At 68.8% G+C, this 13602-nt stretch carries 15 protein-coding genes; 8 read left to right on the forward strand and 7 right to left on the reverse strand.

Annotated features, from left to right (window positions below):
- The coding region (locus tag LK533_RS16955) for a helix-hairpin-helix domain-containing protein (RefSeq protein WP_267495498.1) at positions 1-382 on the forward strand (382 nt) is incomplete at its 5' end.
- 497 nt (positions 383-879) lie between these two features.
- On the opposite strand, the gene LK533_RS16960 is transcribed toward LK533_RS16955, so the two are convergent.
- A complete protein-coding gene (locus tag LK533_RS16960; RefSeq protein ID WP_229364255.1) occupies positions 880-2187 on the reverse strand; it encodes a hemolysin family protein in 1308 nt (435 codons plus the stop codon).
- A gap of 200 nt (positions 2188-2387) precedes the next feature.
- Here LK533_RS16960 and LK533_RS16965 point away from each other — a divergent pair, with 200 nt between their 5' ends.
- Complete coding sequence (locus LK533_RS16965) at positions 2388-3020, forward strand: OmpA family protein (protein ID WP_420705881.1); 633 nt, start codon at positions 2388-2390, stop codon at positions 3018-3020.
- A gap of 124 nt (positions 3021-3144) precedes the next feature.
- Here the strand turns inward: LK533_RS16965 and LK533_RS16970 are convergent, their stop codons facing one another.
- Positions 3145-3573: a nucleoside deaminase gene (locus LK533_RS16970; protein WP_229364313.1), complete on the reverse strand. Its 429-nt coding sequence runs from the start codon at positions 3571-3573 to the stop codon at positions 3145-3147.
- 183 nt (positions 3574-3756) lie between these two features.
- Positions 3757-3972: a hypothetical protein gene (locus LK533_RS16975; protein ID WP_229364257.1), complete on the reverse strand. Its 216-nt coding sequence runs from the start codon at positions 3970-3972 to the stop codon at positions 3757-3759.
- Positions 3973-4156: 184 nt separating this feature from the next.
- Between LK533_RS16975 and rpmB the strand changes: the two genes are divergently transcribed.
- Positions 4157-4459 carry a 50S ribosomal protein L28 gene (rpmB, locus tag LK533_RS16980; protein WP_229364314.1) on the forward strand — a complete coding sequence of 101 codons (303 nt, stop codon included), beginning with the start codon at positions 4157-4159 and terminating at the stop codon, positions 4457-4459.
- An 86-nt stretch (positions 4460-4545) separates the two neighbouring features.
- On the opposite strand, the gene LK533_RS16985 is transcribed toward rpmB, so the two are convergent.
- Positions 4546-5514 (reverse strand): esterase-like activity of phytase family protein, encoded by a 969-nt coding sequence (locus tag LK533_RS16985; protein ID WP_229364258.1) that lies wholly within the window; start codon positions 5512-5514, stop codon positions 4546-4548.
- Positions 5515-5719: 205 nt separating this feature from the next.
- Between LK533_RS16985 and LK533_RS16990 the strand changes: the two genes are divergently transcribed.
- Positions 5720-6106: a glycine zipper 2TM domain-containing protein gene (locus LK533_RS16990; RefSeq protein ID WP_229364259.1), complete on the forward strand. Its 387-nt coding sequence runs from the start codon at positions 5720-5722 to the stop codon at positions 6104-6106.
- A gap of 103 nt (positions 6107-6209) precedes the next feature.
- Here the strand turns inward: LK533_RS16990 and phbB are convergent, their stop codons facing one another.
- The 3 genes from phbB to LK533_RS17005 are packed head-to-tail and all read right to left on the reverse strand — an operon-like array spanning position 6210 to position 10207.
- Entirely contained in the window at positions 6210-6932 is a 723-nt protein-coding gene (gene phbB / locus LK533_RS16995; RefSeq protein ID WP_229364260.1) for an acetoacetyl-CoA reductase, read from the reverse strand.
- Positions 6933-6986: 54 nt separating this feature from the next.
- Positions 6987-7994 carry a ferrochelatase gene (hemH, locus tag LK533_RS17000; RefSeq protein ID WP_229364261.1) on the reverse strand — a complete coding sequence of 336 codons (1008 nt, stop codon included), beginning with the start codon at positions 7992-7994 and terminating at the stop codon, positions 6987-6989.
- Entirely contained in the window at positions 7991-10207 is a 2217-nt protein-coding gene (locus tag LK533_RS17005) for a xanthine dehydrogenase family protein molybdopterin-binding subunit (protein WP_229364262.1), read from the reverse strand. Before LK533_RS17005 ends, hemH begins: the two co-directional genes overlap by 4 nt.
- Positions 10208-10364: 157 nt before the next feature.
- Between LK533_RS17005 and lgt the strand changes: the two genes are divergently transcribed.
- Genes lgt through pgeF form a run of 4 tightly spaced genes read left to right on the forward strand, consistent with a single transcriptional unit; the run spans position 10365 to position 13556 of the window.
- A complete protein-coding gene (gene lgt, locus LK533_RS17010; RefSeq protein ID WP_229364263.1) occupies positions 10365-11243 on the forward strand; it encodes a prolipoprotein diacylglyceryl transferase in 879 nt (292 codons plus the stop codon).
- Positions 11240-12286 carry a class I SAM-dependent methyltransferase gene (locus LK533_RS17015; protein WP_229364264.1) on the forward strand — a complete coding sequence of 349 codons (1047 nt, stop codon included), beginning with the start codon at positions 11240-11242 and terminating at the stop codon, positions 12284-12286. Before lgt ends, LK533_RS17015 begins: the two co-directional genes overlap by 4 nt.
- On the forward strand, positions 12283-12792 hold the full coding sequence (locus tag LK533_RS17020) for a GNAT family N-acetyltransferase (RefSeq protein ID WP_229364265.1): 510 nt from the start codon (positions 12283-12285) through the stop codon (positions 12790-12792). The genes LK533_RS17015 and LK533_RS17020 overlap by 4 nt, the downstream gene beginning before the upstream one ends.
- Entirely contained in the window at positions 12789-13556 is a 768-nt protein-coding gene (gene pgeF, locus LK533_RS17025) for a peptidoglycan editing factor PgeF (protein WP_229364266.1), read from the forward strand. The genes LK533_RS17020 and pgeF overlap by 4 nt, the downstream gene beginning before the upstream one ends.
- Positions 13557-13602: the final 46 nt, after the last annotated feature.

The raw sequence follows: 13602 nt of genomic DNA on the forward strand, positions 1-13602 counted from the left end.
CGAGGCACCCGCACCCGCACCCGCAGCGCCCGCGGCACCAGCGCCGGTCGAGCCGGCGCCAGTGGCCTCCCCCGTCCTGGCGGTCCCCGTGGCCCCTGCGCCCGTCGCGCCTGCGCCCGCAGCACCCGCCCCCGCGCCGTCGACCAGCGAGCTCACCACCTTGAAGGGGCTCGGCCCCAAGGTTGCCGCGCAACTGGCCGAACTGGGCTTCACCACCGTTGCCGACCTCGCCGCGCTGACCCCGGCAGAGGCGGAGCGCCTCGATGCGTCGCTAGGCGCCTTCCAGGGCCGCATGGCGCGCGACCGCTGGATCGAGCAGGCACAGCTGCTCACCGCCGGCGACCGCGCCGGCTATGAAGCCAAGTTCGGGAAGCTGGGCTAAGAAACTCTGGGGGCCGGACAGCCCCTACACCCACCCGTTCGTCTCGAGCAGGGATCGAGCTTGTCGAGAGCCCGTGTCGAGAGGGTCGCGGCCGGTTTCTCGAGACGCCGTCTCGACGAGCTCGACGGCTCCTCGAAACGAACGGATGGTTGGACCACGCTGGCATGGCCTGCTGCCGTTCATCCTGATAGCCAGCGGGCGCGGTCGAAATGGCGTATCGAAGGACCGCCACCGGTGCTTCGATACGGGTCTTCGGCTTCGTTCAGCCCCACGTCAGCGAGACCTTAGCAAAACCCCTTCTCGTGCTCCCGCGCAGGCGGGAGCCCAGGGCTCCAGACGCGGTACGCCGTTGTTCTGCTTGGCCCTGGATCCCTGCCTCCGCAGGGATACGGTAATTTTTTGGGCTCCCGTTCCGCGCTTTTGCAAGGTCTCACTCAGCACGAACGGTTCTGGTGGACCCCAGCCTAGCACCGAGCCCAGCTCCCAGCCCGATGGCCTCAGCCCGCGGTCGCCACCAGCAGCTTGTCGATCTTGCGGCCGTCCATGTCGACGATCTCGAATCGCCAGCCCTGCTCGACGAAATGCTCGCCTTCTTCGGGCAGGTGCTTGAGCACTGCGAGTGCAAGGCCGGCCACCGTCGCATAGTCGCGGTCCTCCGGCAGCTCGATGCCGAGCCGTTCCGCCAGCGCATCGGCCGACAGCTGGCCCGACACCAGCAGCGTCCCATCCTCGCGCTCGATGACGTTGGGCGTGTCGCCCGGCTCGACGTCCGAGGCGAAGTCGCCGGAGATCGCCTTCAGCAGATCCGCCGGGGTCACCAGCCCTTCGAAATGGCCATATTCGTCGTGAACCAGACCCATCGGCACTTCGGCACGGCGAAGCGCAGTGAGCGCGTCCATCGCGTCGACCTGGTCGGGGAGCACTGCGGCCACTCGCATCAGCCGACGCAGGTCCAGCGGCTCGCCGCGCATCGTCGCGGCAACGATGTCGCGCGCCTGCACGACGCCCACCACTCGGTCGATCGAGCCTTCCGCCACCGGCAGCCGGGTATGCGGCGTCTCGGCAAGCGCCGCGCGCAGCTTCTCCGGCTCCAGTTCCAGGTCGAGCCAGTCGACGCTGGTGCGCGGCGTCATGATCTCGCGCACCGGACGATCGGCCAGCCGCACCACGCCCGAGATGATCGAGCGTTCATGCTCTTCGATCACGCCCGACTTGGTCGCTTCCGCCACCAGCAGTTGCAGCTCCTCGGCCGTGACGCGATTCTCGGTTTCCCGATCCAGCCGCAGCAGCTTGAAGACAAGGCCCGTGGTGGTGTCGAGCAGCCACACGAGCGGCGCGGTGAGCTTCGACAGCCACAGCATCGGCAGTGCCAGCACGGCCGCGATCGGCTCGGGCGAACGCAGCGCGAACTGCTTGGGCACCAGTTCACCGATCACGAGCGAGGCATAGGTGGTGAGGCCGATCACGATCGCGAACCCGATGGTCTGGCCGGTTTCGGGCGTGAGGCCGAACCAGGCGCTCAGCCGCTCGCCCACCGGCCCGCCCAGGCTCGCACCCGAATAGGCACCTGCCACGATGCCGATCAGGGTGATGCCGATCTGCACGGTCGACAGGAATTTGCCGGGATCGCTCGCCAGCCGGCGCGCGGTGGCAGCGCCCCTGCCGCCGGCACGGGCCAGCGCCTCCAGCCGGGCGGGCCGTGCGGACACGATCGCGAGTTCGGACATGGCGAAGACGCCGTTCAGAAGGACCAGCGCGAAAATGATCGCGACATCGATCCACGGGAAAGGGGTGAACTGGGTCATTGTTCTGCACCATGCTTAGCCGCAATGCGGCAGCGGCCACAACGCACGATGTTGCTTTTGGTCAGCCGAGGTTCAAATCGCGGGCGGAACAATCGCGTTCGGGTCGGTGTTCACCGGCACAAGAGAACCAGAAAAGTCCATCACGGAGGATAATGATGCGGAGTGTTTCGAAGCTGATGTTGGCGAGCGCACTTGGCGCCATGACGCTGACCAGCGCGTGCGTGACCAACCCGGAAACCGGCGAACGCACCATTTCGAAGACGGCGCTCGGCGGCATCGGTGGCGTGCTGGGCGGCTATCTGCTCGGCGATCTCGTCGGCGGTCGGAACGACCGCACCGAAAAGATCATCGGCGCGGGCCTGGGCGGCCTCGCCGGCGCCGGGATCGGCAACTACATGGACCGCCAGGAGCGCGAGCTGCGCGAGCGCACTGCCGGCACCGACGTGCAGGTAGTCCGCCAGGGCGACGACCTGCTGCTGAACATGCCCTCGGGCATCACCTTCGCCACCGACAGCGCCAATGTGCAGCCGCAGTTCCAGCCCACGCTGGACCAGGTCGCCGACGTGCTGAAGCAGTATAACCAGACCTATATCGACGTGTACGGCCACACCGATTCGACCGGTGCTGACGCGTACAACCAGACGCTGTCGGAACGTCGCGCGTCCGCGGTCGCCGGCTATCTCTCCAGCCATGGCGTGCAGAGCGCCCGCATCGGCACCCGCGGTTTCGGCGAGACTCAGCCGATCGCCGACAATGCGACCGAAGCCGGCCGTGCGGCCAACCGTCGCGTCGAGATCAAGATCGTGCCGATCAACCAGGACGAACTGCGGTAAGCCCAGCGCCGCCGTCTCTGCGGTCCCGTGCTCCTGCGCAGGCAGGAGCACGGAACAGGTACGAAGCGCCCGTCGGTCTTCCCGGCGGGCGTTTTGCTATCCGTTCCGCATTCGAGAATTTGCCCTAGCGCCGCCCGGCGAAAAACGCGCGCAGCAGCGCCGCCCCCTCGCGCTCGCCGATGCCGGGATAGACCTCAGGCCGGTGGTGGCAGGTCGGCTGTGCAAAGAAGCGCGGGCCATGTTCGATTGCCCCGCCCTTGGGGTCGGACGCGGCATAATAGACACGCGCGATTCGGGCATGCGCGATCGCCCCGGCGCACATGGCGCAGGGCTCCAGCGTCACCCACAGATCGCAATCCTCCAGCCGCTCGCGCCCGAGTTCGGCGGCGGCAGCGCGAATCACCCGCATCTCCGCATGCGCCGTCGGGTCGCACAGCGTACGCGGGGCATTGCCGGCGGTCGCCACCACCCGGCCGCGATGCAGCAACACCGCCCCCACCGGCACCTCGCCCGCCGCTGCCGCCGCGCGCGCGGCGTTCAGGGCAAGTCGCATGGGTTCGGGAAGTGGAAAGGCCATGCGCGGGTCATGGCCCGGCCAGCGCGGTTACGCCAGCCGGACACACACCGTGCTCCTGCCCAGGCAGGAGCCAGGGTCGCGAAGGACATCGCCTGAAACCCGGTGCTCCGGCCTGCGCAGGAGCACCGACAGGATCAAGGCAGTCGTCCGTGCTGCCCCTTACTGCGCGGTTGCGTTGTCGGCGCGCTGGATGTCGACGGTCGGCACCTGCACCGTGCGGTTCTCCGTACCCAAGTCGACTCGGCCGACGTCCGCCTCGAACTTGGGCGCCTGCACGGCCCCGGGGCGGACCATGTCGATGTTGACCAGGCCAAGCAGCATGGCGCCAACCAGCAGGAGCACGAGAAGGCCGAGAATGAACAGGATCGTGCGCATGGAAAAATTCCCCGGTTGCCAAAAGGATTCGCCGCCGGAATAACGCGCCCAGGTGGCGGGCGGTTGCACGCTGCGCAACGTCCTCCTGCTCGTCGAGCGGTTGACGGGGCGCGCCTCTGCCGTTACTAGCGCCGACTTTCCCGGGGCAGATGCCCCGACCATTGCCGTAACCAGGAACCAACGCATGTCGCGCATTTGCGAGCTGACCGGCAAGGGCCGGCAGGTGGGTAACAACGTTTCCCACGCCAACAACAAGACCAAGCGTACCTTTCTGCCGAACCTGCAGAATGTGACGCTGCTTTCGGACGCACTCGAGCGTGGCGTGAAGCTGCGCGTGTCGACGCACGGCCTGCGCTCTGTCGAGCACGTCGGCGGCCTCGACAACTGGCTGCTCAAGACCAGCGACACCGACCTGTCGCTGCGCGTTCGTCGCCTGAAGCGCGAGATCGCCAAGAAGGTTTCGGCCACCGCGCAGGCGGCGGCCTGATCCAGCTGCCTGGCCGCCCTTTCGGGCGGCCGGGCACCGGATCCCCTCCCTTGCCGCCTCCGGGCGGCGGAGGAAGCCGGTCTCTGTTACCTCCTGCCCTTGGGCGGGAGGTCCAGCCGGAACTTCAAGAGCAAGGATTGCTCGAACCAATTCTGGTTGTCGTCGGACGCGAGCCACAGGATGGTCGCGTCTTTTTCATAGGTGACGGCCAGCGCCTCGTAGTTGTCATGCACGACCTCGCCCGCCAGTCTGGCGAGTTCCCGGCCCTGCACCACCGCTCCGGGCCGAATCGCATCCGGTTCGACCACCGACAGGATGGCGGTGAACCCCTCTCGCAGCGACGCCTTGCGATGCAGCACCAGCAGCCTGCCGTCGGCGAGCTCCACCATATCCGTGGGCGCATAGTCCTTGGGCGGCAGATAGCGGAAGTGAAAGCCGCGATTCGGAGCTTCGGTCGGATCCCCGGCGAATCGGATCGCATCCAGCCCGATGGCTGGGCGATTCGCGCCCGAACGCTTCCGCACGCCTTCACTAAGCACCAGAAAGGCGCCGGAGCGTAGCCGCACCATCGCCTCCGGCCCGCTCTGCTTGGGCCATTTCCGCATGGCCCGTGGCGCAACGTGCCGCTCGGGGGCGGAAAAGTCCGGTGCATAGCGCCAGATCGCATTCACCCGTTCGAAACCGACCCAGATACGGCCGGTGGCCGGATCAACGGTCATCGATTCGCTGTCGCGGTCGCGCTTTTCCCAGCCGGTGCCGGGCCCGCCGGGCAGATCCAGCGACTGCGGCTCCGAGAGGGTCCAGTCCTTGCCCAGTCGAAAGCGCAGGACCGTCCCAAAGTCGCTCAGCAGTGTGAACCGGTCCCCTTCGACTCGCATCGCGGAGAAACCGCCGAACGCCCGATCGCGGCTCGTCAGGCGGACCCCGCCCAGATAGGTGAGCGCCCCCAACCGGCGGTCGCCCGGCGCGCTGGCGCGCAGCGGGACCGGATGCACGGAGACGTCGGGGTGCTTGCCCAGCTTCTGACGGGGGAGGGTCCCGCTCCAGCTCGGCATCAGGGCCAGGGTCAGAAGTGCCACGGTCGCAATTCGCATGCTGCCGCCCTTACGAAGCGATCGGGCACCGCGACAGTCCTGTTGGCGCCTGAACGGGGGATAACAGGCGCATTCAGGCTCGGCTCAAGGCGACTCGGCCAAAAGGGCTGCATCGACGACGGGCAGTCCCGCCGCTGACGAAAGATTTCGAGTAGGGAGACCACCGATGTTCAAGAAGCTTTCTCTCGCAGGCGCCGCCCTCGCTATGGGCTTCACGGCGCTGGTTCCCGCCGCTCCTGCGGCCGCCCAGGGCCGCTACTACAGCGACCGTCATTATGACCGCGGATATGACCGTGGGTACGATCGCCGTGATGACCGCGGCTACGATCGGCGCAGCTATCGCGGCAACGATCGCCGCTACTACAACCGCAACCATCGCCGCTGCGACAATGGCGACGGCGGCACGGTGATCGGCGCGGTCGCAGGCGGCCTGCTCGGCAACCAGGTTGCGGGCCGCGGGGATCGCCTGCTCGGCACGGTGCTCGGCGGTGCAGTCGGTGCGGTTGCCGGCCGTGCGATCGACCGGTCGGACAGCTCGGGCCGCTGCCGCTAACAGTTCCGCTCCCCTGTAGCGTATCGGGAGCCGGGGCCGGTCCAGCGATGGGCCGGCCCTTTTTCATCATGCGAAACCCGGCAAACCAGGGTTCCGCCTCGCATCAGTACATGTGCTGACCGCCGTTGATCGACAGCGTAGAGCCGGTGATGAAGCCGCCGTCCTCGGCGCAGAGGAAGGCGACGCCGCGCGCGATCTCATGCGCCTGGCCCAGGCGACCGACCGGGATCCTGGCGACGATCTTTTCCAGCACGTCGGCCGGCACCGCTGCCACCATTTCGGTGTCGATATAGCCGGGCGCGATCGCGTTCACGGTCACGCCAAAGCGCGCACCTTCCTGCGCCAGCGCCTTGGTGAAGCCGTGGATGCCCGACTTCGCGGCCGCATAGTTCACCTGGCCATATTGGCCGGCCTGGCCGTTGATCGAGCCGATGTTGACGATGCGGCCCCATTTGCGCTCGCGCATCCCCGGGAACACGGCCTTGGCCATGTTGAAGCAGCCGCCCAGATTGGTACGGATCACCTCTTCCCACATCTCCGGCGTCATCTTCAGGATGGTGCCGTCGCGGGTGATGCCGGCATTGTTGATGACGACGTCGACCGGACCCAGTGCCGCCTCGACCTCTGCCACGCCGCGCTGGCACGCGTCATAGTCGCTGACGTCCCAGCGGAATGCGGCAATGCCGGTGCGCTCGGTAAAGGCCTTGGCCTTTTCCTCATTGCCGGCATAGTTCGCCGCCACCGTCATGCCGGCATCCTTAAGCGCCAGGCTGATCGCCTCGCCGATGCCGCGCGTACCGCCGGTTACAATCGCTACCCGTGCCATGATGTCCTCTCCTTGCGCGTGCGGCCGCTATCAACCGCCTGCCGTCGAACAAGGCTAAGCGGCGGGTAACCAGCCTGCAAGCTCCGCTGCCAATATGCTGCGCAACATTTCATGTCCCGCAGGCTCTGCATTGAGGCACGGGAGATAGGCGAATTCGGTTCCGCCGGCCTCCATGAACGTCTCGCGACCGCGGATCGCCAGTTCCTCCAGCGTCTCGACGCAATCCGCGGAAAAGCCCGGCGCGACGATTGCGATACGGCGCTTGCCGGCACGCGCCAGCTCCGCCAGCGTCGTATCGGTCGCCGGCCCCAGCCATTTCGCGCGGCCGAAGCGGGATTGGAATGCGCCGACCAGCTCCATGCCCAGCGCCTCCGACAGCAGCCGGCCGGTCTTCTGGCAATGGCAGTGATAGGGGTCGCCCAGCTCCAGCGTCCGCTGCGGCATGCCGTGGAAACTCGCCATCACCACGTCGGGCGTGAAGGGCAGCTTGGCGAGATCCTCGCGCACCGTCTGCGCAAGCGCTGCGATATAGGCGGGGTGATCGTAGTAGGGCGGCAGCGTGCGGATCGCCGGCTGCCAGCGCATCTGCGCCAGCGCCTCGAACGCCTTGTCGTTGGCGGTGGCAGTCGTTGCTGCGCAATATTGCGGATAGAGCGGCGCCAGCAAGATGCGCTCGCAACCCGCCGCCTTCATCGCGCGCAGCCGCTCGCCGATCGACGGATTGCCATAGCGCATGCCCCAGTCGACCAGCACCTCCGGCCCGAACGCGCCCTTCAACCCTTCGGCCTGGGCGCGGGTGATCGCGGCGAGCGGCGAGCCCTGTTCCGACCACACCTGGCTATAGGCATGGGCCGACTTCTTGGGCCTGGTCGTCAGGATGATGCCGCGCAGGATCGGCTGCCACGCAATCGCCGGCAGCTCCACCACCCGGCGGTCGGACAGGAACTCGCCCAGATAGCGCTTCACCGCGCGCGGTTCGGGCGCGTCCGGGGTGCCCAGGTTGATGAGCAGCACGCCGATACGCGGCGCGGGAATGGCGGGATGGTCGATGGGCGGCATCATGCGTCTTCCGGTAGCAGCGGAAGACGGCGGAGGCGAACCCCGGTTGCGGCCATCACCGCATTGGCGATGGCCGGGGCGACCGGCGGCACGGCGAGTTCACTCACCCCGCCCGGATCGGCATCGCTGCGGATCACCTCCACCGACACCTCTGGCGCGTCGGCAAGGCCAGGCAGGTTCATGTCCCCGAACCCGCGCACATCGGCGAGATTGTCGGTAAAGCCGGTACTGGCTCCCAGCGCGGCGGCCAGACCGAACATCAGCCCGCCCTCGATCTGCTGCAGCACCAGGTCGGGGTTGATCTGCCGTCCGCAGTCCACCGCCGCGACAAGCCGATCGACCTTCACCTGCCCGCCAGCGCCCATCCGCGCCTCGGCCATCACTGCGATATGGGAGCCGCGCATCTGGTGGCAGGCGAGCCCCTGCCCACTCCCCGGAATGCCCCCCTGCCAGCCGCCAAGGGTCGCCACGGTCGAGAGGCAGCGCGCCAGCCGCGGATTGCCGCCCAGCATCGCCATGCGGAACGAATGCGCCTCCACGCCCGCGACATGGGCGAGTTCGTCCAGGAAGCACTCGTTGAAAAAGGCGGTGTAGCTGTGCGCGCCGGATCGCCAATAGCCGGTCGGCACCCCGATGTCGGCCGGATGATGGTCCACTGCCAGCGCCGGGATCGCATAGGCCGGCACCGCCCCATCCACCGCCAGCGTGTCGCCGCCGCGCGGTCGCAGCATCGCAGCGCGCGCGGTGGTGTCGCCGGCCAGCAGCCGCTGCGAAAGCTCGTGACCGACCGCGGGGGCTGCGATCTTGCACAGCCACCCGGCCACCCCGCCGCCCTTCCCCAGCCGCGCGGTCATGCGGGCGGCGGCCGGCGGGCGATAGCGATCGTGGAGGCAAGTCTCGCTGCGCGACCAGGTGAGCTGCACCGGCTTTCCGAGCCGCCGGGCGAGCAGCGCCGCCTGTTCGGCCACGCGATGTTCCAGGTTCGCGCCAAAGCTGCCGCCGGCGATGGTGGCATGCAGCACCACGCGATCCTCGGCGATGCCGAGCGTCCGCGCCGCGGCGGCGCGGGCCAGTGCCGGCGCCTGCGTGGGCATCCACAGGGTCAGCCGCCCGTCGCGCCATGTCGCCGTTGCCGCGGTCGGCTCGATCGCGGCGTGCAGCGCGGCACCGACGCGATAGTCGGCGGTGACGACCTGCGCATCCTTGAACGCGCCGGCGAGATCGCCGACGCTGGTCATGCGGCTGCCCTCGCCGTCGAGCGCGCTGTCCAGCGCCGCATCGATCGACGCGCTGTCGACCAGTGCGCCGCGCGTCTCGAACCGCGGTGCCAGCGCGTCGAGCGCGCGGTTGGCGGCCCACCAGGTTTCCCCGACCGCCGCGACCCAGTTCGGGTTCTCGATGACTGCCGAGACGCCGCGCACGCGATCGGCCGCGGCGCGGTCGACGCGCACCAGCCGGCTGTCGCCGATCGGCCCCTGGCGGATCGCGGCGAACACCATGCCGGGCAGTCGGATGTCTCCGGCGAAATTGGCGCTGCCGTCGACCTTTGCGGGCGCATCGAGCCGCGGCAGCGACTGGCCGGTCAGCCGCTTTTCCTCGCCGGTACGCAGCGGCAGGTCGCCGCCCGGCAGCGATTCCTCCGCAGCGTCGGCCGCCAGTGACCCGAACCGCTCGCGCTGTGATGCCATCACGACAAAGCCGTCGACCGTGTCGCAGCTGTGCCAGTCCGTGTCCCAGCGCCGCGCCGCCGCCTTGCACAACAGGATGCGGGCGGCGCCTCCCGCCTGGCGCAATTCCTCCTCGAATGCGCGCACCGAGGTCGAGCCGGCGGTCAGCATCAGCGTCTGCGCCTCGGCATGGCGGCCGCGCAGCGGCTCGGGCACGTCGCCCAGCGCATCCTCGAACAGGATCCGTGCGGCCAGGCGGTTGGCATAGAGCGGGTTGATCGGCGCCGGCTCGACCGACACCGTCCGCCAGTCGGCGCCAAGCTCGTCCGCCACGATCTGCGGCAGCGCGGTGTACACGCCCTGCCCCATCTCCGCCTGTGGCACCGCGACGGTCACCTGCCCGTCCGCGCCGATCTTGAGCCAGGGGCCGAAGATCGTCTCCCCCTCCGCTGCGGTCAGGTTGACGGCATAGTCGCGCGGCCACAGCGCCCAGGCGACGACCAGCCCCACCCCCGCGGCGCCGCCCACCAGCAGCCTGCGTCGGGTCATCCCTGTTCCCGGGGCGGTGGTCTGGGGTGCGGGATGCTTGGCCATGGCGGCAGCGTCTATCGCCGGGCAGGAGCCCACGCCAGCGCGGACGCTTCCGCGCTTGGGTTTTCCCAACGGGCGGCGTACCAGCAGCGCACAGACATCCGGAGCCCCAGACTTGATCCTTTCGACGCTAGCCGCTGCCGGCGGCCACATCCGGTTCGACCAGCTCGGGCTAGACCCCGTGGCGCTCGACCTCGGCTTCTTTACGTTGAAATGGTATTCGCTCGCCTATCTCGCCGGCATCCTGGTCGGCTGGTGGTATCTGCTGAAGCTGCTCGCCCAGCCGGGTGCACCGATGGCGCGGCGCCATGCCGACGACATGGTCTTCTATGCGACGCTGGGCATCATCCTGGGCGGGCGCATCGGCTATGTGCTGTTCTATGGCGAGGACATGTGGTCCGATCCGTGGCGCATCCTGCGCCTGTGGGACGGCGGCATGTCGTTCCACGGCGGCGTGGTCGGCACCTCGATCGGCATCCTGCTGATGGCGCGCAAGCACAAGCTCAACTGGCTGCGCATCCACGATTACGTCGCCTGCTGCGCGCCGTTCGGCCTGTTCTTCGGCCGGCTGGCGAACTTCGTGAACGGCGAACTGTGGGGCAAGGCGAGCGACGTCCCCTGGGCGATCGTCTTCCCGCACACGGTGGCCGGCGGCCTCGACCCGGCGCGCCACCCCAGCCAGCTTTACGAGGCGGGGCTGGAAGGCATCGTCCTCGGCCTGCTGCTGTGGTTCCTGTTCTGGCGCACCAACGCCCGCTACCAGCCCGGCAAGCTCGTCGGCTGGTTCCTGCTCGGCTACGGTCTCAGCCGCTTCTTCGTGGAATTCTTCCGCGAGGCCGACGAGCAGCTGATGGACTTCGCCCGCCAGACCGGCCTGCACATGGGCCAGTGGCTGACGCTGCCGATGATCGTGGGCGGCATCTATCTGATCGTTACCGCCAACCGCCGCCGCCAGCGGATCGAGCCGATCGCGGGGACGGAGAGCGTCGCTTGAGCGAGGGGCCGCTTCCAGAACGGCTCGCCCGTGCGATCACGCTGGGCGGGCCGATCGCGCTGTCGCAGTTCATGGGTGCCGCCAACGCGCATTATTATGCAACGCGCGACCCGATCGGTGCCCAGGGCGACTTCACCACCGCTCCGGAAGTGAGCCAGATGTTCGGCGAGCTGGTCGGCCTGGCGCTTGCCGAGGCCTGGGATCGCGCCGGCCGCCCGCCTGCCCGCTATGTCGAGCTGGGGCCGGGCCGCGGCACGCTCGCCGCCGACGCACTGCGGGCCATGGCGCGGGTGGGCCTCAAGCCTTCGGTCCACTTCGTCGAGACCAGCCCCACCCTGCGCGCGGCCCAGAAGGAGCGCGTGCCGGACGCCGAATGGCACGTTGACCTGGTCGGCGTGCCGGACGACGGCGCGCTGCTGGTCGTCGCCAACGAGTTCTTCGACGCACTGCCGATCCGCCAGCTCATCAAGACGGCCGAGGGCTGGCGCGAGCGGCTGGTCGCCTGCCAGGACACGCTGTTCCTGCCCATCGCTGGCACCACCGGCTTCGATCCGATCGTGCCGGAGGGGCTACGCGGTGCGCCGGTGGGCTCGATCCTGGAGACCGCGCCCGCCGCCGTTGCGATCATGCGCCAGCTTGCGAAGCGGCTGGTTGCGCAGGGCGGCACCGCGTTCGTGATCGACTATGGCTATTCCGGCCCGGCGATCGGCGACTCGCTGCAGGCGGTGCGCGATCACGGCTTCGCCAACCCGTTCGAGACGCCGGGCGAAGTCGACCTCACCGCGCACGTCGATTTCGGTACGCTGGTGGAGGCGGCGCGGGTCCAGGATGCCAAGGCCTATGGCCCGCTCGAACAAGGCTTCTGGCTGACGTCGCTCGGCATCGACGCGCGGGTGGCGACGCTCGCGCTCGCCAGCCCCGAGCGGGCGCAGCAGATCGCCGAGGATCGCAACCGGCTGGTCGCCCCCGACAAGATGGGCGAGCTGTTCAAGGCGATTGCCGTCACCGCGCCCAACTGGCCAGCGCCGGCGGGGTTCGCATGATCCTGCGCGATGCCGTGCCGGCAGACGGGGCGGCGCTGTCGGAGATGGCCAAGCGCTGCTTCGGCGACACCTTCGGCACGTTGTACCGCGCGTCCGACCTTGCCGCGTTCCTGGACTCGACCTTCGGCGAGGCCGGCCTGCCCTCGCACCTCTCGGACCCCGCGTACAAGGTTCGGCTGGCCCAGGCGGAGGATGGCGCGATCGCCGGCTTCGCAAAGCTCGGCCCGGTCCTGTTTCCGGGCGAATGGGGCGCGCGCACGGTCGAGCTGCACCAGCTCTATGTGCTCGGCCCCTGGCAAGGCGAAGGCGTGGCCCCGGCGCTGATGGACTGGGCGCTGGCCACCGCACGGGCCGGCGGCGCCGACCGGCTGGTGCTCAGCGTCTATGTCGACAACCATCGCGCCCAGCGCTTCTACGCGCGCTACGGCTTCATCGAGGTCGGCCGCTATGAATTCCTCGTCGGCGAGCAGATCGACGACGACCGCATCTGGAGCCTGGACCTGTGAGCGAAGCCCCCGAAGTGATCCGCGCCGCCGCACTGGCGGGCGTGCCGCATGGTTTCCTCGGCCGGCGCGGTGGCGTGTCGAGCGGTATTCATGCCGGTCTCAACGTCGGCTTGGGCTCCGGGGATGCTGCCGATGTGGTGGCGGAGAACCGCCGCCGCGCGACGGAGGCGGTGCTGCCGGGCGCGCAACTGGTGACGCTCTATCAGGTTCATTCGGCCGAGGCGGTGGCGGTGACGACCCCATTCGAGCAGGCGTTGCGCCCGCACGCCGACGCGCTGGTGACCGACCGGCCGGGCCTGGCACTCGGGATCCTCACCGCCGATTGCGCTCCCGTGCTGCTGGCGGACGTGCAGGCGGGCGTGGTCGGCGCCGCCCATGCCGGGTGGAAGGGCGCGATCGGCGGCGTCACCGACGCGACGCTCGCGGCCATGGAGCGGCTGGGCGCGCGGCGCGACCGCATCGCCGCGGCGGTCGGCCCCTGCATCGCCCGCGCCAGCTATGAGGTCGATGCCGCATTCGTCGACCGCTTCGCCGCTGCCGATCCGGAGAACGAACGCTTCTTCACCGACACGCGCGAAGGCCACGCCCAGTTCGACCTGGAGGCCTATGTCGTCCATCGGCTCGCAACGGCCGGCGTGCGGCGCATCGAGGCGCTGGGGCTCGACACCTATGCCGATCCCGATCGCTTCTTCAGCTACCGCCGGGCGACGCACCGCGGTGAGCCGGATTATGGACGGCAAATCGCGATTATCGGGCTCACCTGACCGCCATACGGTTCTGCGCCAGGCTCAGCCCCTGCTCAGCAGGAAC

Origin of the sequence: Sphingomonas sp. PL-96, assembly GCF_020707215.1 — a bacterium.
In the GTDB taxonomy this organism is placed as follows: Bacteria; Pseudomonadota; Alphaproteobacteria; order Sphingomonadales; family Sphingomonadaceae; genus Sphingomonas.

What these genes read in the sequence shown, in the direction of transcription:
- LK533_RS16960 (WP_229364255.1), bottom strand. Translation starts at nt 2,187, where the DNA reads ATGACCCAGTTCACCCCTTTCCCGTGGATCGATGTCGCGATCATTTTC.
- LK533_RS16965 (WP_420705881.1), top strand. Translation starts at nt 2,388, where the DNA reads ATGACGCTGACCAGCGCGTGCGTGACCAACCCGGAAACCGGCGAACGC.
- LK533_RS16970 (WP_229364313.1), bottom strand. Translation starts at nt 3,573, where the DNA reads ATGCGACTTGCCCTGAACGCCGCGCGCGCGGCGGCAGCGGCGGGCGAG.
- LK533_RS16975 (WP_229364257.1), bottom strand. Translation starts at nt 3,972, where the DNA reads ATGCGCACGATCCTGTTCATTCTCGGCCTTCTCGTGCTCCTGCTGGTT.
- rpmB (WP_229364314.1), top strand. Translation starts at nt 4,157, where the DNA reads ATGTCGCGCATTTGCGAGCTGACCGGCAAGGGCCGGCAGGTGGGTAAC.
- LK533_RS16985 (WP_229364258.1), bottom strand. Translation starts at nt 5,514, where the DNA reads ATGCCGAGCTGGAGCGGGACCCTCCCCCGTCAGAAGCTGGGCAAGCAC.
- LK533_RS16990 (WP_229364259.1), top strand. Translation starts at nt 5,720, where the DNA reads ATGTTCAAGAAGCTTTCTCTCGCAGGCGCCGCCCTCGCTATGGGCTTC.
- phbB (WP_229364260.1), bottom strand. Translation starts at nt 6,932, where the DNA reads ATGGCACGGGTAGCGATTGTAACCGGCGGTACGCGCGGCATCGGCGAG.
- hemH (WP_229364261.1), bottom strand. Translation starts at nt 7,994, where the DNA reads ATGATGCCGCCCATCGACCATCCCGCCATTCCCGCGCCGCGTATCGGC.
- LK533_RS17005 (WP_229364262.1), bottom strand. Translation starts at nt 10,207, where the DNA reads ATGACCCGACGCAGGCTGCTGGTGGGCGGCGCCGCGGGGGTGGGGCTG.
- LK533_RS17020 (WP_229364265.1), top strand. Translation starts at nt 12,283, where the DNA reads ATGATCCTGCGCGATGCCGTGCCGGCAGACGGGGCGGCGCTGTCGGAG.